Annotated in this window: 16 protein-coding genes; 13 read left to right on the top strand and 3 right to left on the bottom strand. The window is 50.5% G+C overall.

The features are described 5' to 3' along the window. Positions 1–19: 19 nt before the first annotated feature. Entirely contained in the window at positions 20–1,294 is a 1,275-nt protein-coding gene (locus tag CRP01_RS31635; RefSeq protein WP_099154079.1) for a serine hydrolase domain-containing protein, read from the top strand. Positions 1,295–1,592: 298 nt separating this feature from the next. On the opposite strand, the gene CRP01_RS31630 is transcribed toward CRP01_RS31635, so the two are convergent. Continuing rightward, positions 1,593–2,045 carry an Lrp/AsnC family transcriptional regulator gene (locus CRP01_RS31630; protein WP_099154078.1) on the bottom strand — a complete coding sequence of 151 codons (453 nt, stop codon included), beginning with the start codon at positions 2,043–2,045 and terminating at the stop codon, positions 1,593–1,595. A gap of 165 nt (positions 2,046–2,210) precedes the next feature. Here CRP01_RS31630 and CRP01_RS31625 point away from each other — a divergent pair, with 165 nt between their 5' ends. From CRP01_RS31625 to CRP01_RS31565, 12 genes are all read left to right on the top strand, one after another. Continuing rightward, positions 2,211–3,362: a histidine decarboxylase gene (locus CRP01_RS31625; RefSeq protein WP_222845857.1), complete on the top strand. Its 1,152-nt coding sequence runs from the start codon at positions 2,211–2,213 to the stop codon at positions 3,360–3,362. A gap of 51 nt (positions 3,363–3,413) precedes the next feature. Beyond that, on the top strand, positions 3,414–5,045 hold the full coding sequence (locus CRP01_RS31620) for a hypothetical protein (RefSeq protein ID WP_099154076.1): 1,632 nt from the start codon (positions 3,414–3,416) through the stop codon (positions 5,043–5,045). Between the two features lie 255 nt (positions 5,046–5,300). Beyond that, a complete protein-coding gene (locus CRP01_RS31615) occupies positions 5,301–5,852 on the top strand; it encodes a dihydrofolate reductase family protein (protein WP_099154075.1) in 552 nt (183 codons plus the stop codon). 192 nt (positions 5,853–6,044) lie between these two features. Beyond that, the gene (locus CRP01_RS31610; RefSeq protein WP_099154074.1) at positions 6,045–6,263 is read left to right on the top strand and encodes a hypothetical protein; all 219 of its coding nucleotides are present in this window, start codon (positions 6,045–6,047) and stop codon (positions 6,261–6,263) included. A 124-nt stretch (positions 6,264–6,387) separates the two neighbouring features. Then, complete coding sequence (locus CRP01_RS31605) at positions 6,388–6,954, top strand: hypothetical protein (RefSeq protein WP_099154073.1); 567 nt, start codon at positions 6,388–6,390, stop codon at positions 6,952–6,954. Then, a complete protein-coding gene (locus tag CRP01_RS31600; protein WP_099154072.1) occupies positions 6,932–7,990 on the top strand; it encodes an alpha/beta fold hydrolase in 1,059 nt (352 codons plus the stop codon). The genes CRP01_RS31605 and CRP01_RS31600 overlap by 23 nt, the downstream gene beginning before the upstream one ends. Positions 7,991–8,196: 206 nt before the next feature. Further along, entirely contained in the window at positions 8,197–10,320 is a 2,124-nt protein-coding gene (locus tag CRP01_RS31590; protein WP_099154070.1) for a PQQ-dependent dehydrogenase, methanol/ethanol family, read from the top strand. A gap of 509 nt (positions 10,321–10,829) precedes the next feature. Then, on the top strand, positions 10,830–11,384 hold the full coding sequence (locus tag CRP01_RS31585; RefSeq protein WP_099154069.1) for a hypothetical protein: 555 nt from the start codon (positions 10,830–10,832) through the stop codon (positions 11,382–11,384). Between the two features lie 54 nt (positions 11,385–11,438). Then, entirely contained in the window at positions 11,439–12,821 is a 1,383-nt protein-coding gene (locus CRP01_RS31580; RefSeq protein ID WP_099154068.1) for an amidohydrolase family protein, read from the top strand. A 12-nt stretch (positions 12,822–12,833) separates the two neighbouring features. Next, positions 12,834–13,379: an alpha/beta hydrolase gene (locus CRP01_RS31575; RefSeq protein ID WP_099154067.1), complete on the top strand. Its 546-nt coding sequence runs from the start codon at positions 12,834–12,836 to the stop codon at positions 13,377–13,379. A 2-nt stretch (positions 13,380–13,381) separates the two neighbouring features. Continuing rightward, the gene (locus CRP01_RS31570; protein ID WP_099154066.1) at positions 13,382–13,777 is read left to right on the top strand and encodes a hypothetical protein; all 396 of its coding nucleotides are present in this window, start codon (positions 13,382–13,384) and stop codon (positions 13,775–13,777) included. Positions 13,778–13,842: 65 nt separating this feature from the next. Beyond that, the gene (locus CRP01_RS31565; protein WP_099154065.1) at positions 13,843–14,751 is read left to right on the top strand and encodes an ADP-ribosylglycohydrolase family protein; all 909 of its coding nucleotides are present in this window, start codon (positions 13,843–13,845) and stop codon (positions 14,749–14,751) included. 129 nt (positions 14,752–14,880) lie between these two features. Here CRP01_RS31565 and CRP01_RS31560 read toward each other — a convergent pair whose 3' ends face one another. Both CRP01_RS31560 and CRP01_RS31555 read right to left on the bottom strand, forming a co-directional pair. Next, positions 14,881–16,284 carry a SusD/RagB family nutrient-binding outer membrane lipoprotein gene (locus CRP01_RS31560; protein ID WP_099154064.1) on the bottom strand — a complete coding sequence of 468 codons (1,404 nt, stop codon included), beginning with the start codon at positions 16,282–16,284 and terminating at the stop codon, positions 14,881–14,883. A gap of 157 nt (positions 16,285–16,441) precedes the next feature. Beyond that, complete coding sequence (locus tag CRP01_RS31555) at positions 16,442–19,654, bottom strand: SusC/RagA family TonB-linked outer membrane protein (RefSeq protein ID WP_099154063.1); 3,213 nt, start codon at positions 19,652–19,654, stop codon at positions 16,442–16,444. Positions 19,655–20,232 lie beyond the last annotated feature (578 nt).

The following is a 20,232-nucleotide window of genomic DNA, read 5'->3' as shown; positions in this document are numbered from 1 at the left end:
CACCAAAACGAATGAATAAATGAGAAAATACCTTTTGCTGTTTTCGACCATTACCGTTGCATTTCTCATTTTGGCGTTCATTGTTAAAGCAAAATATTACTACTACCCCTATCCGAATTTGATCGAGTACTTTCTCTCATTTCTGTTGTTGCTCTTTACACTGATTTCGCTAATCTGGAAAAACGGCATTGATCCGAAGAAAAAATTGCTAACGGGATTTGTCGCTATCGTCGTCCTCATGGGCGTGGTCAATCTGTTTAACTATGCGTTTAAGTGGCATCCGCTCAATCTCAATCCGCCGTTCAGTAGATCCCAATCCTTTGAAGTCGATTACGAGCCCTATGCCTGGGCAAGCGGGACGCCGGAGGGGCATGGATACGCCGACGGTCGCTTATCGGATTACCTGGGCAAACTGGATCAGTGGGAGCGGCTGCGGGGATTACTGGTCGTAAAAGATGACCAGCTCATCGTTGAAAAATATCTCGCCGGGGCTACCCGGTACAGTGCATTCAATGTGCATTCGGTCACCAAAAGCATCACTTCCGCCCTGGTCGGTTTGGCTATCCAGGATCAGCATATTAAGTCGGAAAACGAACTGGTCTTACCGTTTTTCCCGGAATATAAAGATGAACCCTACGGCGATTTCAAAAGAGCGCTGACCCTGCAACATTTACTTTCCATGCGGGGCGGATGGGCCGGTGGGGATGGTTTCCAGACCGTAGAGCAATGCATTACCTCAGAATATCTTCGGGTAATGCCGGACACGGAGTTCCGCTATTTTACCGGCTCGCAGAATATTTTATCCGCAATTGTCAGCAAGGCTACCGGGCAGTCGACTAAGGAGTTTGCCGATCGCAAATTGTTCAATCCGCTGGGCATGCAGGTCGGGTTTTGGAAAGCGATCGACGGTTATTATTTAGGGGGGGATGAATCCTACTATACCGCGCGGGATCTCGCCCGCTTCGGAGCTTTATTCCTGCACCGGGGCCATCTGGACGGACAACAAATTTTGGATTCGACCTGGGTCAGTAAAACTTTTACGAATTATACGAGTACCAGTGATGCGTTTCGCTCGCTCGACAGTTACGATGAGGTGGGGTACGGCCTCTGCTGGTGGCTGCTCCGGACCAAGGATAAGCGTACGCTTTATGCCGCAAGGGGGAAAGGCGGGCAGCACATCATCCTGATACCGGACAAAAATATTATTGCCGTGATTATACAGGAATGGAATCCGCTGCAGAAGAATGAGATGCTGAAAAATAAACTGCTGGGGGAACTGCTGAGCATTTTATAGGGGAGGCCGTGCTGCGACATTTTTATCAATCTGGAACCCGGACTACGCTTCCCCGGGCTCGCCCTAGGGCTGTTCAGTTCTCAAATTATTGAATAAAAAAAATGGCAATTTCAATGGCAATAGCAATTTTAATAACTCAAAATCAGGCGAAAAGGTCAAAATCGGAGCAGAAAGCTGCCTTTTGCTTGCTATTGCTATTGTGCTTGACATTGTAATTGAAAAATTCGAATTGCGTTTCTATAGAACTGAACAGCCCTGCCGGGCTTGCCCGTCATTATACGGCCCCGGCAAATTGAAATCACAAATTAAAAGCGGTCGTATCCTTGAGTGAATGCATCACAAATGAACTGTGGATGGTAGAAATGCCGTCGACCACCGATAATTTCTGGTTGATAAATTCGTGAAATTCCGGAATGTTATTCGTTACCACCTTCAACAGAAAATCATAATTTCCCGAAACATGGTGGCATTCCATGATCTCCGCAAGCAGCAGGATCTTTTCCTTGAAATGAGCGATCAGATCCTTTTGGTGCTGGAGTAAGGTAACCTGGCAGTAAGCCACGACCTGCTTCCCGATTTTATCCCGGTCCAGCAGGGCAACATACGATCTGATAACCTGCCGCTGTTCCAGCTTTTTGATCCTTTCGTAGGTCGGTGTCACGCTCAGTCCTATTTTACCGGCAATTTCCTTAGTGTTCTGTTTGGCATTTACCTGAAGTTCCGCTAAAATCCGTTTGTCCATACTATCCATAGGAGATTATTTTTCTGAATTGGAAGCTGTGTAAAATCGTTTTTAGTGTAAAATTACTGATTATGCTTAAAGCAAAGATTTATTTTCTTATTTATTGTCGTTTGTAGATTTTAATTCTGCCGGTCGCTAATTTTGAAACAAAATCATAAGGTAAAAATGTTCGACATGGCAGAAGTGGCAAACTTATCCAACCAGCAGCAACTGCATCGTCTTTTACGACAGCTAAAGCAGTCCAGCGACTTATTTCTAGGCTATCCGGTGGCTAAGGATTTTGACTATTCAGAACTGTATGCGTTCCTGGATTATCCCATCAACAATCTCGGCGATCCGTATGAGGACAGCACCTACAAGGTGCAGACCCATGATATGGAAAGAGAAGTGATTGACACCTTTGCGAAGCTGTTCAGGGCAAACCCTAAAGATTATTGGGGGTACATTACCAATGGGGGATCGGAAAGCAATCTGTACGGACTGTATATCGCCAGGGAGTTATATCCCAAGGCTATGGTGTACTCTTCGGAATCCACGCACTACAGCGTCAAAAAAAATATTCATTTGCTGAATATTCCGAGCATTGTGATCCGGTCCCAGGAAAATGGTGAGATAGACTACGAGGACCTGGAAAGTATGCTGCGGTTTAACCGGCATAAACCCGCCATCATTTTAACCACCTTTGGCACCACCATGAAAGAGGCTAAAGATGATGTGGCCAGAGTGAAAGGTATCCTGAAAAAACTGGCGATCCAGGACCACTACATCCATTGTGATGCTGCTTTGTCGGGTTCTTTTGGCGCTTTTATCGAACCTCATATTCCCTTCGATTTTCAGGATGGAGCGGACAGCATTTCCATCAGCGGACATAAATTTATCGGTTCCCCCATTCCTTCCGGAGTCATTGTGACGAAACGCTCGCTGAGGGACCGGATTGCCAAAGGTGTTTCCTACATTGGCACCCTGGATACGACCATTTCGGGTTCCCGCAATGGGCATAGTGCGCTGTTTTTGTGGTATGCCATTAAAAAGATGGGGCTGGAAGGATTAAAAAAGCGCTATTTGCACAGTCTGGAGGTCGCTCAATATTGCAAAAACGAATTACTCAAACTGGGGATCCCGGCCTGGACCAACGAAGGGGCCATTACGGTCGTTTTTCCTAAAGTTTCGGAAAACATTAAGGAAAAATGGCAATTGGCCACCGAAGAAGAGGTCACTCACGTAATTTGTATGCCCAATGTGACCAGGAAGCAAATAGACGAGTTTGTCAGCGATCTGGCCTACGAAATGGAGGCAGCGGAAAATGACCCGCGCGGCTGCAAATAGTCATTACCCCGGCAATCGGGTAGCAGACCGGCAGGAAAACAAAAAATTGTAATGAAAATAACGATTACGACCATCCTGGTAGCATCCATCTTATTCGGATGTACGACCCAGAAAGAATTGCCACATCTGGTGCCCGATGAAGTTGGTTCGGTACCCAATTACTGGTGCACCTGGTACTGGCAAAACTACCTGATCTTAAAAGGGAAAGAGGTTACTGATCCCGACGCCCGGACGGTTTACACCAATCCTGCGGCGCGAGAAGAAATGAACGAGGAAAATATCTTCGGAGCGCAGGGTATGGCGGTCGTTATGCTGCCAAAAACAAGGAGTGATTATTACTTCGTGATCGACCATGGCTGGCAGGACAAACGAATAGAGGAAAACACTTTTTTTACCCTGATCATGGACACCCTGGATTTTCCGAGATACGCGCATCTTGCACCCCGGGAAAGGATAAAGGAAATGAACGAGGACATTCGGGCGCTGGGCTGGAAAGGCCTGGGGTTGTGGGTAAGAGGAAATCCTTCGGAAAAGGAAATGAGGAAATTTGTTGAATGGAGCAAATATGCGGGAGTGGAATATTGGAAGATTGACGGTGGCGATACGGAGCATTACTACGCAGCAAAAATAAAAAACGAGATCTATCCCGAACTTACCTTAGAGTATATTACAGGAGCCGGCGCCCTGAATCCAAAGTGGGATATGCCCGGTTTAAGTCTCTATCCCTCGGTGTACAACCGGGCCGAAAGTGTAGCTCAATCTTCGGATGCGGTATCCAACAGCTTCCGTTTTAAAGCGGAAGAATCTCTGGATGTGATTAAAAACACGGATGTTTTCCGAACCTACGATGCAGCTCCATTATTGGTAAGCACCACTACGATGCAACGCATCCACGATATTCTGGTGCAAACCGCAGGTCATAGTGAATACAATGCTATCCTCAACATTCAGGATGATTGCAATATCGCTGCGGCCCTGGGTTTACTGGTGGCCGTTAAACGCCATCCCATGCAGACACCACGGATGTACGAAGGGATCGATTTTCATTTACAGATCTCGGGTGACCGGCATGTCGACCAACGACTCCATGAAATGGATCGATTGGCATTGTGGCAACGGATCGCTCCTCCCATGGCTGCGGGTTTTGGCACCTATCAGTATTCGGCCCACAATCTGATTGACAGTATTGTTTTTCAAAAAAATGATACCTGGTTTCAGGCTACGCACGGGAAAATGGTACGCCAAAGTGCTCCGGCCATCGTGGCCCGGAATATCGCGCTGCCGGAAGTAAAGGCTAATGGATTAGCACCTTATGTAATGGCTTCCAGGTTCCCAAACGGAGCAGTTGCCGTCGCTACGGAAGGGCGGGTGACACCGGAACAAAGCTGGACCCATCCCAGAGCTGATGTTGTATTAAAAGAAGTCGCTCTGGATGAGCCGGTAGGTATATTTGGTTATTATCAGAGTCTGACCCTGGAGTTCCCGCAAAACCTGCCTCAGGGAGCGAAGATCTACGGGCAGGATATATTATCCGAAAAAGCAATTGATCTTTCGGAAGAAGTAACGATTGAAAAAAACCGGCTGATCATTCCCGGTGACCTGATCGAAAGGATAGGGACCATGGCAAATGACCCGGGTGATATCTCTGTGCCGGGGATGCTGGTTAAGATTACACCGAGATGAAATTGATCAGGTCCTGAGGCTCAAACAAAATAAGGATTAGGCTACTTCCCGTGGGGGGGATTACCGATTAAGAACGTGTCCAGACTCAACACTTCGGCCTTCGTTTTATGCGTTACGATAAGGGATATTCTTGCAGGGAGTGGCCAAATTATAATGGCCGTTAGCAATGCATAATAACAGAAGAAATATGAATTAAAGCCGGCCGGTAACGGCTGATCAAACCACCCATAAAAGCCTGATGGCAAACGAAAACCAATGAGAAAAATAGTAGCAGCCATTAATATGACCCTGGACGGGTTCAGCGATCACGACGCTTTATCGCCGGATGCAGAGGTGCACCAACACTACACGGATTTGCTCAGTCAGGCCGATGCCATCCTCTACGGCCGAACTACTTTCGAGCTCATGGAATACTGGCGTCCGATGGTAGAAAAACCTTCCGGCGATCCGGCCATGGACGATTTCGCCGTAGAAATGAACCGCATTCAGAAAATCGTTTTTTCCAGTAGCCTGCAAAGGATCGACTGGGCGAGCGCTCACCTGGCCACCCGGCCGCTCGAAGAGGAAGTTCTGGCTCTGAAGCAACAGTCGGGTAAAGATATTTTAGTGGGTAGCCGGAGTCTGATCCTCCAGTTGATGGAACTGAACCTGATCGATGAATACCAGATCTGTACCCACCCGGTGGTGGTAGGTAGCGGTCGGCCGCTATTTGAGAACGTAATCGATCGGAAGACCTTTAGACTTACCAATACCAAGATATTCAAAGGCGGAGCGATTATTTTATATTATGCACCGGAGAAGGAATAATTATATTGATATAAAATTGTTTGGCGTCGCGTATAGAGACGGGCTGTTTACCGGAAAATGCGCTGGTCGCAAATGGGAAAGCAGTTGAAAATAGGAAGCTATAATTAAAGCGGAAAATAAATCAATAAACTGAATTACAATTATTATTTTACCCTCCGCTCTTAATTAAAAATTAAACCCAAAAACAAAAAAATGTCGGATAAACTAAAGCAGGAAAGAAAGGATCTGGAAATATCTGCAGGCCTTCTGGCGGGTTATATTTTAGCCGGTACTGTTAATATGCTGGTTTTTGACAAGACCTGGAAGGAAGCGTTTTCAGAAAAAGAACTGATCCTGGGTTTTGTGGGCATTGCCATCTCTATTTTCATCATTTCGCGATTGAAAAGAAAACAAAAAGATCAGGCCGTTTAGAACGTCTTCGGCGCATGTCAATAATTGGATTTTTCCTCTATATAAATCCAAAAAATAACTGAATAGCTAAATCCCGTTGTGAGTCCGGCCGAACGTACAGGCTTGCAGCCAATGCCTTGGAAAAATGAAATGTACGATCGCCACGCTATTGCTCATCGCCATTCCAACCCTGGTTATGGCTCAGGAACTTAATCATCAATGGTATTTTAATATTTCCTACTTCGGGATCCTGGGCACCCATCCGGGAATAAAGTTCGGCATTCACCAACCGCTGGCTACCTTCAATCCCGACCGAACGGATCGGAAACTGCGTCAGTTGGTAGGTTCGTCGAGTTTAATCGTGTATTTTCATAGAAGGAATCAATTGGGAGTAGGCGTGAACCTTGAACTGGGGTACAGGGATAAACAGGTATGGAAAACGACCAAAGAGATCACGGCCGGGATCGGCTATTTAAGAACGTTTGTGCCCGGTCGGAAATATGATTTTGATCGGGAAAAACCTTTCACCGGCAGGTCCGCAGCGGGCACTGGTCATTTTATGAAAACGCTATCGCTGGGGCTCGGAAAAAGATCAGGAGAAAATATTGAAGTGGATACCTGGATGATAAAACCTACACTGCTCCATATAAAACCCTATAATACCGGAACCACCCTAAATTTCGCGCTGGATGTCGGCTATCAATTTAATTAAACGTTCATTAATTGTGATGGTGGCCATGGTGGGGCTGTTGAGTTCCTGCCAGCGTTACGATCGATTCTTTTTTGTGAAAAATAAGGGCGCCATTATGCCCGTCAAAGTAAGCGGTAAGGCTGCCTCGGAAAAATATATCATCCTGCTGCCCGGCGGTCCGTCCGGAGACGGGCTGATCTACAGCACCGTATTTCCGGTATTTAGAAAACAGATCGAACCCCATTACAAAATGGTTTACTATGATCAGCGAGGAGCGGGTAACTGCCAGGGGGTCTACGATAGCAGTAGTTTGCATTTGCAGCAGTTGGGAGAAGATCTGGATAAACTGGTCCGGACCATTAAAAGCCGAGATAGCACAGCCCGTGTATTTCTCCTGGGCTACAGTTACGGCGGCACTTTAGGGCTGCACTATTTACTGGAGCCGGAGCACCAAAAGCATATCGATGGATTCATCAGTATTGCGGGGGCATTTGACCGGAAGCAACAAGCGGAAAATCAGCAAAAGCTGACGGAATTTCTATTGGACAAATGGGTGCAGGATGGCGCAATTGATAATTATGAGGCCATGAAAGCGGGATACGATTGTGGGCAGGCACCGGATATCGCCAAATGTAAAATGGACAGTATCGCAACCGTGCAATGGGTAACGGACAAGTTCGCGGAGGTGCAGCAGTACAATCGATTTAAATTAAGCGGGAAGGCTGCATTGCGCTTATTAAGGTATACCTTTTTCTCACCGGGTAATCCCATCCAAAGCGGTATTGCGGAAGGACAGAACGGCAGGTATTTCCAGCAGGAATTTAACGAACAAATGCTGAGTGGGCAGGTGGCGGAGATCCGGGTGCCGATCCTGCTCCTAAATGGCCGATACGATACCAATGTCCCCTTTTTTGAAGCCGAAGCGGTATACGGAAACATCGGAACCCCCGTCCATAAAAAGAAAATGATCATCCTGGAAGCGTCCGGTCACTTGCCCATGATCACCGAGCCGGACCAGCTGGCCGAAAGCGTGATCGCCTTTGTAAAAGAAAATTAGAACGTGCGCCCCACTTTCTTACCGAGATCCCGCGGAAGGGCTGATCGGGGGAATTTTGCCGGTGAAACCGTCTTTTTTATTATATTTAGAATCTGTATAGGAACAAACGCCCTTAAAATCCCCAATTTCTGAATGCGCTCCCAAGGGCCGTCCGGCCTGATGATCAGCAAATCAACATCATTCAGTTTTTTACTAAACCTATACAAATGAATACCAAACCCATTCAGCACCTGCTGGCACTTCTGCTACTTTTTTCGATCTCATCTTGTGATAATGACGTTCCGGTTCAGCCACGTTCCATCGATGATCTGGCGATCGCCGATGAAAGCAATACCTCCGACTGGCTGGCCTACGGACGAACGCACAGCGAACAACGATTCAGTCCCTTAGCGGATATCAACACCGACAACGTATCGAAACTCCAGGTAGACTGGTACCTGGACCTGCCCCGGGACGTGGGCCTGGTATCCACTCCCTTGGTGGTAGACGGGGTCCTGTACTTTACGGGTACCATGAATGTCGTCCGGGCTGTCAACGCGACCAGCGGCGAACTCATCTGGGAGTACGACCCGGAAGTAGGCAAGGCCATCAGTAAGAAACGCCAGATCGGGTGGGTCCACAATCGGGGCCTGACGTTCTATAACGGAAAAGTATTTGCGGCTACCTGGGATGGCCGCTTGATCGCTATCGATGCGGAAACCGGCGCCGAGATCTGGACCGCAGTTACTTTCGATCCGCAGCGATCGCTGTACATCACCGGAGCGCCGAAAGCTTTTGCCGGGAAAGTACTGATCGGAAACGGCGGCACGGAAAACGGTCCGACCCGGGGTTTTGTCACGGCCTACGATGCGGAAACCGGCGAGGAAGCCTGGAAGTTTTACATCGTTCCGGGCGATCCGGCCAAAGGCTTTGAAAACAAAGCTATGCAAATGGCCGCAAAAACCTGGACCGGCGAATGGTGGAAACACGGTGGCGGCGGCAACGCCTGGCACGGCTTTACCTACGATGAAGAACTGGATGTACTGTACATCGGCACGGGTAACGGCTCGCCCTGGAACCGAAAGATACGAAGCCCGGAAGGTGGTGACAACCTCTTTTTGTGCTCGATCGTTGCCCTCAATCCGCATACCGGCGAATACCTCTGGCACTACCAGACCACGCCCGGCGAAACCTGGGATTACAATTCCAATATGGATATCGTTCTGGCCGATCTGACGATCGACGGAGAACCCATCAAGGCCATACTGCATGCACCCAAGAACGGCTTCTTTTACGTCATCAACCGGGAAACGGGCAAACTCATTTCGGCGGAACCCTTTGCCGATGTCAATTGGGCTACACATATCGATACCAATACCGGGAAGCCGGTAGAAGCACCAAATGCCCGCTACGAGAACGGTCCGGTCGACATTGCACCGAATCCCTGGGGAGCCCATACTTGGCACGCGATGTCCTACAATCCGCAGACCGGTTTGGCCTACATCCCGACCTTACACCAGTCGGTTAAATTTTCGGACGAGAGCTTTGATCTCGCATCCTGGCAGGCCGTGGAATTTTCGGGCGGGATAGGGGTGAATATGCTCGCTCCGGATCGTCAACCGCGCGATTATCCCGCTTCTTTACAGGCCTGGGATCCGGTACGGCAAAAACTGGCCTGGTCGGTCCCGCAGGACCATTTCTGGAATGCCGGCACCCTGACTACGGCCGGCAATCTTGTGTTTCAGGGCAGATCGGACGGCAAATTGCTGGCCTACGACGCCCGCACGGGGGAGACCCGCTGGACGTTCGACGTCGGATTGGGGATCTCCGCTCCTCCCATTACCTATCAACTCAACGGCAAACAATACCTGGTATTGCTGGTCGGTTTTGGTGGGGGATACGCCCGGGGAGGCTGGGAGGCCTACAAACTGGGATGGGCTTACCGGCAGCATACCCGGCGATTGCTGGCGTTTTCCCTAGACGGTACGGCGGAGGTACCCGCTTTGGCTCCGCCTTATTTCCCGAAGCCGATCGTGGATGCCGAATTTGTCATCGAGGAGGCAAAAGCGCTGCAGGGAGCTACGGAATACTGGAAGTGTTTCAACTGTCATGGAAGTGATATGTACGCGGGAGGCATGGCCCCGGATCTCCGGGCTTCATCCGTACCCCTGAATCAGGAAACGTTCGCTTCGGTGGTGCGGGACGGATCGTTGAACCTGAACGGCATGCCCGCATTCCCGGAGATCACGGACGAACAACTGGAAGCGCTGCGGCATTTTATCCGCCACCGGGCAAAGCAAACCCTGCCGGAGTACGAGGAACTGATTGCGGGTAAGGCGCATTTGCAATAGCGGAATAGCCCGTTTGGGATCAGTGACCGGAAGCATGAGTTCATCCTAAATTTTTTCAGGGCTCAAAAATGACCTCTCTGAGGGCATACACCGCCTTTTATAAAATTTGGGGTGATATTCATGCGAATCAGGAGTTAAAAGTCCCGTAGGGACGAGATATAGGTAGCCCGTCCAATAATTCGGGAGGTTCAGCGTGCCGTAGGTACGCAATATGGTTTTACATGGCGTACCTACGGCACGCTAAGCCGGGAAATGGTCATTTTGCTACCTACATTTTGTGCCTAAAGGCACATTGATTCCAAGTTTAACCCCTGATTCGCAGGATTCATGTTTCAGATACAAATCGAAACGTAACTGTTAAGGAATGAATTTTTCTGTAACGCTTTGCGTTATGGGTAAAGATCAATGCAAAACGGAATGTGTGTCAGCTCACCGGTCGAAATTGTGCCGCTGAATTTTTCCCGCACAGTTCCGAACTGCAAATCTAATAACCCCAGTACAGATTCAAAATGATCGTTAGAGCGGATATCATCAGCCAACCCGAATCGGGAAAATACCCGGAGCGGATCTTCGATAATCCAAACGTCTGGAACTCCCCGGGCTGGAGCTGGGTGAAATTCACCAATGCGGACGGCCGGGAATGGGTAGGGCATTTCAGAGGTGCTCCCGGGCGGACAGCCTGCTCGGTTCCCTTAAAGGAGACCATCGTGCTGACCTCGGATTACGTTTTTCGTTTAAGCAATTCATTGGAATATATTCGGAAACTAGAGGAAAAGTCGCCGTTCCTGGAATTTGAGTGGCAACCGCCCTACCGGGAACTCGCGGTGGCTCCTTCCGGAGCGTTCATATTTGCGGACGACTATCAGGTTGAAAAAATGAATGACGGACTTGCCGATAAAACGGTCATAGATACGCCGCTCGAAATTGAGAACATCAAATTTACCGGATGGAACGGAGATCGGCTTGCTTTTACCTGTGATGCATTCCCGGATGGGAAGCAACAACTAATGATGGAACTGGATACCAATACCTGGAAGATCAGCAGCAAAGGACTGGTTTCGTAAACGTTTTGCATTCCCGGACCACCCGTAGCCTGATCCTGCCAAAAATCACCGACGATGAAACCTTTAATTATCGCGCTATGCGCTCTGATCACCCTCTCTGCCTGCGGCCAGCAAAAGCAGGTACTTTACGACCTGGCCATCCGGAATGTCGACTTATTTGACAGTCAGCAGCGGACGGTTCTGAAAGCGAAAACAATCCTGATCAATGCGGATACCATTGCCGGCATGGTGGACGCCTCCGACGAGATAAAGGCACAGCGGGTAATCGATGGGAACGGGCGCCTGGCAGTACCCGGCTTTATCGATACCCACGTTCATCTCAGTCACGTTCTGGGTGATGCCTACAATGACCTGGATGCACTCGGAGATATTCACCGCCAGATCATGCGGGATACCTATCTTCCGTACGGGACGACGACCGTTGTGGAAATGGGCCAGCCCCCGAAATGGATCAGAAGCTCCATCGAATGGGAGCAACAGCCCGATCCGGACTATCCCAATATTTACATTTCCGGAGGTGCGTTGATCTCGGACCTGGACCGGCCCACGCCCTTTACGCACGAAGAGGTTGTCAATCCGGAAGAAGCCCGGGAAAAGGTGCGTGAATACGCTGAGATCGGTATCAAGCGTGTCAAATTGTACTCTTATCTGGACGAACCGGAATTTAGTGCGGTGGTCAGGGAGGCCCAGCGTCAAAACATGATCATCAGCGGCCACATCGACCGGGGCGGGGTTACGATCCCGGAAGCGATGGCCTTAGGGGTAAAGAATTTTGAACACATCCTATCCCTGGCAACCAACGTCATACATTTCCGGGACCAGATGGGGATGCTGAATCGAAAATATGACCTGGCCGGAATTGAAACGATAGATGAGTGGGTAGCCGTCATGATATTTTACTTCGAATTGATCGATGAGGATCCGGAATTCAGAGCTCGCATGAATAGCCTATTGGATGAAATGGCCAAAAACCAGGCCAGCCTCAGCACTACCATCCACCAAATGGGAGCAGTAGCCGGAGAGACTTATTTTTTCAGCTCATTTGGCGATGATGATCAGCAGGTGCTCAGTCTTCCGAACTACACGGATACCCATAAAAGGAAGTTGAAGCAGGCCTTCCAGGTGCTGATGAAAACCTTGAGAAACGCCCACGATAAAGGCGTCCGACTGCGGATCGGCACGGACTGTCGGCGGGGTGGCGAGGCGATCCTCTCGGAATTCCTGCTACTGTACGAGCACGGTTTTTCGGTGGAGGAGATCCTGCAGATCGCCACCTTTAACGGAGCCACGGCGATGGGACTCGATCAATACTACGGACAAATTGCCGTGGGTAAAAAGGCCGACATCGTTATCTTCGAAAGAAGCCCATTCCTGGACTACCAGCATTTTCTCTCAAATAAGCTGGTCATTAAAGGAGGGCGGGAATTGAACCAATAATCAGTTTCGTACATGAACCGGGAAATACTTTTTATACAGGGCGGTGGCGGTAGCGCGGACCACGAAGCCGATGCAAAACTGGTCCATTCCTTACGGGAAGCGCTGGGAGCTTCCTACCGGGTGCATTATCCGTTGCTCCCGAATGAATCCGCTCCCGATTTTGGCCGAAAAAATCAGATTGGCCGGGCATTGTCCCGGCTGCAAGGCCGGATTATCCTGGTAGCGCACTCGCTGGGAGCTTCCATGTTGCTGAAATACCTTTCCGAAAGTGAAGTGGATCAGGAGATCACCGGGATCTTTCTGCTGGCTACCCCTTTTTGGTCCGGTAAGGAAGACTGGAAGCAGGCGCTCAAACTGCAGGAGGATTTCGCTGATAAACTACCGGAGCAAGTACCCGTATTCCTCTATTACTGTCGTGACGATGCGGAGATCCCTTATGATCACCTGCTGCGCTACCGCCAACGATTACCCCGGGCGACCGTCCGGGAATTAGCGCGTGGCGGACACCAGTTTAATGAGGATCTGTCGCTGGTAGCGGCGGATATTAAAACGCTTTGAAAATGATACAGCCCAATTCCGTGAAAATTATCGACTGTTTCTCTCTGCCACCGCTTGGACTGCTCGCTGAGATCCAGCATCAACAGAATGGCCTCCCGCCCGGCACAAAACTGACCGATCCGGAAACCGGAGAAACGTGGATCGTTAAAAAAAGGATCTTTTCGGGTATCCTGCTGGCCGAAGATGCGGAGATTTATTTCCCGTGTGAGACGGCATCCGATCATTTAAGTGCTCGTTTTAAGAGTGAGGAAGAGCGCGAACGTGCATTTCAGCAGGAACGCCAAAAGAGACAAAACGGGATCTATCCTTATGCATTAGGTCTGGTCAATAAAAAACTACAGCGTTTACTGCCCGGGAATGGTTGCATACTGCATATCGAGCCTGAAAATCCCGTATAATCTACATTATTTTACAGTTTTTTTGAAACACGGGAATCGTAACCAAAAATTTCATCTTCCCCTTAATGACCAAAGCAGAGAGATTCAAAGGATGTATAATCGCCGGGGCCATCGGAGATGCTTACGGAAGCGCTTATGAAAATAAGGTCGAGGAGCCGGAAGATACCTTTTTTCTTTTCGGAAAACCGCAGGAAAAAGCACCGGACTGGCAAATAACGGATGATACACAACTGACGCTGGCGACCATTGAAGCGATGATCGAGGACCCGGAGATCCGACCCGAATCACTGGGAAAACAGTTTTTGAAATACTACCGAAACAGGCAGATTCGCGGAATTGGTGCAAGTACGCTCAAAGCCATGCAGGAACTGAACATCGGAGGACACTGGAGCCAGACCGGGAGGAGAGGAACGTATGCCGCTGGAAATGGCGCGGCAATGCGAATTGCACCACTCGCCTTTAGAGAGGAAATAACGAACGCCCAAATTCGGGACATTTGCACGATCACTCATCACAACGATGAGGCCTACATTGGAGCAAGATGTGTTATCATTGCCATCCGGGAGATCCTAGCCGGAAACTGGGTCGGCAACTCAAATCTACCGGAAATGATCATCGATCAGATTCCGGACACGAGCGTTCGGGACCGGTTAATTACCATAAAGGATATGCCCAATCTTACGGATGTCGGTGCAATGGGAAAAACTGGCTATGTCGTCCATTCCGTTCCGCTGGCGATCGCCGCTGCCAATCAGATTAAGAAGATCGGATTAGAGGAAATGTATAGACAGTTGATTAAAATTGGAGGCGATACGGATACCAATTGCTCCATAGCCGGCCAAATTGCAGGCACTTTGCTGGGAAAGGCCGGAATACCGGAGAACCTGCTTGTCAGCTTGCAGGAATTGGGGGAATACGATTGGATAGAAAGGACGATCGATAATCTGATAAAGTGTGAGCAGTGGGAGCGTTAATAAGGGTTCAATTACAAGTCTATCTTCTGATCCATCTCCACAAAAGCAGAAAGAGCACAACCCTTACGATCATGCTCTTTCTACTAAAAAATAATCTATGCCCGATTTTCTAAACCGGAAGGGGAGCGCTTAGCGGTTCACCTCCGTTTCGGCAAAGATGCCCGGATCACTCGGTGCATTCGGGTTGGCGCTTAGCTCCGTTTGCGCTACGATGAAACGTTGTGGATATTTCGTAGCGGTCGGAGAGTTGAAGGGCGGCAGTACCGCAATATCATTCTCTTTGCTACCTACCCGCCGCAGATCATCAAAAGGCATCAATTGGGTGAAGCCGGAAACGTAGCGTTCCTCGATGATCTCCCGCAGCAGGGCGCGGGTCGCATCGATGTTATCGGTGTTCTCGATGCCGCCGGCCGCAAAATCCGCCAGGGTGAACGCTTCGTATACGAGGGCATCCGCTTCGTTCAGTTGTTCGAACGCCGTGCCGGAAGCCAGGTACGCCCGGAGTTCGTTCAGGTGAGCCAGTCCATCTTCCGCTTGTCCGTTACGAACGGCGGATTCGGCCAGGATGAGCAGGTTCTCTTCGTAACCCACCAGGATCATAGTCCGGTCCGGCGCCGCGATTCCCTTGTTGTTATTGGCCGAGTTGCCGTCAAAACGATAGTAGGTCAGACGGGCCGCTTCGTTGGTCTTCTCGTGGTTGCGATCGGTGGTCATTAGCTGATCCAGGTAAGACCCGGTGAAGCCCCAGTAACCGCCCCGCTCGTTGATCATTTTATAGTTGAGGTTCAAGCTGCCGTTACCGATATTGGGCGGCGTGAAGGTCAGCGCCTCATCCGGAGCGGAAATACCCTGCAGCGCTTCCTGGTAAGCATTGGCGTACTCGCGAGTATAGAGGTACAAACGGGCTTTGAGGGTATGCGCTACCTTGATCCATTTCTCCGTATCTCCGTTCAGGTACAGATCCTCGGGGATGGCAGAATTCGTAGCCGAAGACAGGTCCGAGATCGCTTCGGACAGCAGCGCCTGCAGTTGGTTAAATACGGCGGTCTGGCTGTCAAACACCGGGTCCGGAATGTCATCGTCGGAGATCTCACTGTAGGGCACATCGCCGAACAGACTGGCAATGGTTCCCATCGTATTGGCCTCAATAACCTTTACGACCCCGGCAAACTGATCGGCTTTCGGATTGTTGGCCGTTTGCTCCCGCAGTACGCGGCTTTGCTTCACTACACCCTGATAAGCGTTCTCCCAGATATTGGTCGTTTCTTCCGCCGACAGGTTGTATTCGTAAATACTCTTGTACAATAGCACCAGCCCGAGGGTCTGGCCGCTCCACATGCCCCCGATACGGTTCTGGTGCCCGGCCTGAACCGAGATATTGGCCAGTTCGATCCCTTTCAGTAAGAGGATACCCGCATCGAAGTTGTCCGAAGAAATTTCATTCGGGTTGTCATTGATGCCCTCCACCAGCTTTTCACAACTGATCGCGGAAAGGCAAAAAGCAATAAGGAAAATATATTTTATCGTATTCATTTTATACGAGTTTGTTTGGTTAAGAATGGGTGATGGTTGACGGTCGACCGTTGATGGTTGATGGTTGACGGTTGACGGTCGATGGTTGGGACCACCGTCTACCGTCTACCGTCCACCGTCAACCGTCAACCGTCCACCGTCTACCGTCCACCGGTTTTCAAAAATTCAACTTAACAGAAGCCACCCAGGAACGGGAACTCGGGTTGGTAAAATATTCAATACCAAATCCGTTGTCTACGCCCGACTGGTTCACTTCCGGATCAATACCCAGGATGTCGGTCCACACGGCCAGGTTTCGACCGGTGATGGACAGTTCCAGGGACTGCATACCCGTGAAGGATTTCAGCTTGTCGCCCCGGAAGAGGTACGCCAGGGACACCTCCCGCAGGCGGGTCCAGCTACCGTCGTTGATCGAAAACTCGTTGATCGCGGAACCACCAAGACCACCACCGAGAGACGTATACCAGGATTCGTCCAGCAGAACATCACCGGCGCCGTAGTTGTGGATGTTACCCCGTACCGTGGTACCGGCGGGGAAGGTTACCCCCTGGGAGTTGACCAGATCGCGATCCAGGGTCACCTCATTACCCACCGTGGCGTAAGTGCCGAAACTGGTGAGTACGAAACGAGTCCGCTCCGCAAAATCACCGCCCTGGTAGGTCTCAAACAGGATGTTGAAGCTCAGGTTCTTGAAATAAGCGCGTAAGCCCAGGCCACCGCGCCAGTCCGGGTTCGGATCGCCGATGATACCCTGTTCCGGATCCAGGATTGGGAAACCGTTCACATCCAGGGCCAGGGAACCGTCGTCGTTGCGGGCGGCACGGGAACCGAAGAGAATACCCAGCGGCTGGCCCACGATGGCGTTGGACGTAATGGATTGGTCGGTCAGCGGCACGCGGTCTACACCGGCCAGGTCCAGTACTTCGTTGCGGTTGTTGTTGAAGTTACCGTAGAGGTCCAGACCGTAGCTTTTGTTTTCCAGGATCTTAAACCCGAAATCCAGTTCGAGTCCTTTGTTTTGCATCCGGCCGGAGTTGGCGTATTTCGACAGATATCCGGAACTCGGAGACAGGCTCACCGCCAGCAGGATGTCCTTGATCTCGTTCTGGTAGTAAGTTAGGCCCAGGCTGAAGCGGTTCTTAAACAGCCGCAGGTCGGTACCGATCTCCCATTCGGTTTTGATCTCCGGTTTCAGATCGGGGTTACCCTGATCATCGTTCAGGCGGAAACCACCGCCGAATTCATTGATGTCCAGAGCGTCGTCGTAGGTGCTGTAGGTAAAGGTCTCGTAGGTCGTACCGAAGCGGTAGGCCGTCGGTTGTACCCCTACCTGACCCCAGGAGGCCCGCAGTTTGCCGAAACTGAGCAGGCCGTTTCCGGATGGGAGAAACTGCCAGGCCAGATCAGCCGAAGGGTAGAAATAGGTGCCCTGGATGGTAGAGGCCGCTTCCTGCGTTCCGGAAAGGTTGAGGAACAACTGATCGTACAGATCGAAAGAAAGTATGCCGTACAGGCGGTTGGAACGGATGTGGTTCTTGCTGTTGGACACTTCGAAAGGCGCTACGCCATTGTTGAAGTTCTGCAGATCACTGTTCACCAGGAAGGTCTGGGTCGCTGCGTAAAGCACTTTGCGCTGACGGTCGTTGATGTTAAAACCCAGCGTACCGTTGAAACCGATCTTATCCGCTACCAGATCCGGAAATTCCACCCGGGCGATTGCGTCAAAGTTCAGTTCCGTATTGCTCAGGTCTTCCGTATCCAGGCGACCGTTGTTGAAGCTGGCCGAACCGATCGGCGCGAAGTAGACCCTTTTGTCCAGATAGGAATCCACACCGCCGCGCAGGTCGAATTGCAGCCATTCTACCGGAGTGATGTTCAGGTTGGAAGAGACGTTGAAACGGTTGACGGTCGTAGTCGCCTCCTGTTCGTTGGTCGTCCAGAGCGGGTTGTTGTAGGTCGGGTTAATGTTGTTCCCGAGGTAACGACGATAGCTCCGCTGCCGGTCCGGGAAGGCCACGCCGCTGGCGTTGAAATACGTACCGCGATAACTGCTGTTGTCGAAATCCGGCGGTGTTCTCAGCAGGCCCAGGTACAGACCGGCCGTATTGGAGTTTTGCTGGATCCGGTTGCCGTCGGAGTAGATATAGTTGGCTTTGGTGGTCAGCACGACCTTATCCGTAAAAAAGGTCTGGTTGTTGAAGCGCACGGTAGCCCGCTGGTAATCACTGTTGCGGACGATACCGTCCTGCGTGAGGTAGCCCAGACTGAAGTAGTTGGTCGTTTTGCCACCGCCACCGGTGATGGTCAGGTTATTGTCGATGTAATGGCCCGTTTGAAAAACGGCATCAAAGTTATCGTCCACAAATATATCCTGCGAGTTTTTCGTCGTGATCGGATAGATCACATCGCCATTATCGGCCAGGAAATATTCTCCGGTGTTCCGCACCGCATCCGCACCACCGGTCCGGTTGGCGATCTTGTCGCCCCAGGAGTTGGCGGAAGTGGGGCTGTAGCTGCCCCCGGTACCCTGGCCAAAAGCCGTTTGCAGGGGGTGGCGGCGGTTGATCTCATCCACGGAGTAGGTGCTGGAAAAAGAGACCCGCATGCCCTGGTTGAGTTTACCCTGCTTGGTGGTGATTACCAAAACCCCGTTGGCTGCTCTCGAACCCCAGAGAGCGGCGGCGGAAGCGCCTTTCAGTACCTGTACCGATTCGACATCTTCCGGGTTGAGGTCATTCAGACGCGACTGCTGGGATACCCCACCGCTGCGGGAACTGCCCGAGCCGTAAAGGTTGTCGTTAGAGATCGGCACCCCGTCTACGATCACCAGCGGTTGGGTGGAACCACCGATGGTGTTCGCTCCCCGGATCTGGATATTGGTACCGGCACCGGGGTCACCGTTGGCCCGCACGATCTTTACGCCGGAGGCTTTGCCGGCCAGACTGTTGAGGATACCCGCTTCGCCCGAAGAACGGATCGCATCGGCCCCTACCGAAGAAGAGGTAGATCCGGAACGATCCTTTCTGGCTTTAAAACCGAGGGCGGTTACGACGACTTCGTCAATCAGGGCCGTCTGTTCCGTCATGGTCACGTTGATCACGGTCCGACCGTCTACAGCAGTGGTGTAGTTGGCCATACCCGTAAAACTAAATTCCAGGCTGGCATCAGTAGGCACGCTAATCGTGTACATGCCATCTATGTCCGAGATGGTGCCATTCAGGGTGCCGCGTTCGGCTGACCCCGTCTCTATAATATTTGCTCCGATCACCGGGATGCCGTCGGCATCCGTGACCTTACCCGTAACGGTAATCTGCGCCGATAGACCGGCGGCCATACCGAGCAAAATAAATAGGCCTAATAGTTTTTTCATAAAAAAACAATCTTGGTTAAAGAGTGAAAAAAAGGAACTGGTTTAGAAATGCTTCAACCGGCTGGACTATCCCCTGATCACTTACGCCTTGGATACGCGGATCGCCTGCGATCGACGCCCGGGCGGCACCCGATTCCGGAATAGTCCATGATCAATTAAGGGAACTGTTAGCTGAAAATCACCGCTCGATAATGCTTCAAATAGAATTGCAGACTGCGGGCAGGAGCTTCTCACTTTAAAAGAAGCTCAAAACGGTGTAAGTAATTAACTATCAGTAAATTGAAGAAGTGATGGTGAATAAATAACAATCTCTGACGGGAGATTGTCGATTACGGTTCGGTCACTATGCGTTGCATAGATCAACCATTAACGAAGAATAGTTGAAAATCGCTGCCCGATCCGGCGATTTTCGTCGAAAAAATAAGATGAATTTTCGGTTAGATCCAAGATATCCCGCCAGGGCAGGAGAGCGGAAGTCGCTAATTGGGTAACTCACTGATGGTCAGTGGCTCTACCCCGGCCGGTTTACATCCGAATAGTAAGGTGCAGCGCACCGCTCTATCTCCGGTAGTTGGTGG

The organism is Flavilitoribacter nigricans DSM 23189 = NBRC 102662 (genome assembly GCF_002646595.1).
Classification (GTDB): domain Bacteria; phylum Bacteroidota; class Bacteroidia; order Chitinophagales; family Saprospiraceae; genus Flavilitoribacter; species Flavilitoribacter nigricans.
This window is presented reverse-complemented; position numbering and strand designations above follow the sequence as displayed.

What these genes read in the sequence shown, in the direction of transcription:
- CRP01_RS31610 (WP_099154074.1), top strand. Translation starts at nt 6,045, where the DNA reads ATGTCGGATAAACTAAAGCAGGAAAGAAAGGATCTGGAAATATCTGCA.
- CRP01_RS31585 (WP_099154069.1), top strand. Translation starts at nt 10,830, where the DNA reads ATGATCGTTAGAGCGGATATCATCAGCCAACCCGAATCGGGAAAATAC.
- CRP01_RS31575 (WP_099154067.1), top strand. Translation starts at nt 12,834, where the DNA reads ATGAACCGGGAAATACTTTTTATACAGGGCGGTGGCGGTAGCGCGGAC.
- CRP01_RS31615 (WP_099154075.1), top strand. Translation starts at nt 5,301, where the DNA reads ATGAGAAAAATAGTAGCAGCCATTAATATGACCCTGGACGGGTTCAGC.
- CRP01_RS31625 (WP_222845857.1), top strand. Translation starts at nt 2,211, where the DNA reads ATGGCAGAAGTGGCAAACTTATCCAACCAGCAGCAACTGCATCGTCTT.
- CRP01_RS31560 (WP_099154064.1), bottom strand. Translation starts at nt 16,284, where the DNA reads ATGAATACGATAAAATATATTTTCCTTATTGCTTTTTGCCTTTCCGCG.
- CRP01_RS31630 (WP_099154078.1), bottom strand. Translation starts at nt 2,045, where the DNA reads ATGGATAGTATGGACAAACGGATTTTAGCGGAACTTCAGGTAAATGCC.
- CRP01_RS31570 (WP_099154066.1), top strand. Translation starts at nt 13,382, where the DNA reads ATGATACAGCCCAATTCCGTGAAAATTATCGACTGTTTCTCTCTGCCA.
- CRP01_RS31565 (WP_099154065.1), top strand. Translation starts at nt 13,843, where the DNA reads ATGACCAAAGCAGAGAGATTCAAAGGATGTATAATCGCCGGGGCCATC.
- CRP01_RS31580 (WP_099154068.1), top strand. Translation starts at nt 11,439, where the DNA reads ATGAAACCTTTAATTATCGCGCTATGCGCTCTGATCACCCTCTCTGCC.
- CRP01_RS31590 (WP_099154070.1), top strand. Translation starts at nt 8,197, where the DNA reads ATGAATACCAAACCCATTCAGCACCTGCTGGCACTTCTGCTACTTTTT.
- CRP01_RS31600 (WP_099154072.1), top strand. Translation starts at nt 6,932, where the DNA reads ATGTCGGCTATCAATTTAATTAAACGTTCATTAATTGTGATGGTGGCC.
- CRP01_RS31555 (WP_099154063.1), bottom strand. Translation starts at nt 19,654, where the DNA reads ATGAAAAAACTATTAGGCCTATTTATTTTGCTCGGTATGGCCGCCGGT.
- CRP01_RS31635 (WP_099154079.1), top strand. Translation starts at nt 20, where the DNA reads ATGAGAAAATACCTTTTGCTGTTTTCGACCATTACCGTTGCATTTCTC.
- CRP01_RS31620 (WP_099154076.1), top strand. Translation starts at nt 3,414, where the DNA reads ATGAAAATAACGATTACGACCATCCTGGTAGCATCCATCTTATTCGGA.
- CRP01_RS31605 (WP_099154073.1), top strand. Translation starts at nt 6,388, where the DNA reads ATGAAATGTACGATCGCCACGCTATTGCTCATCGCCATTCCAACCCTG.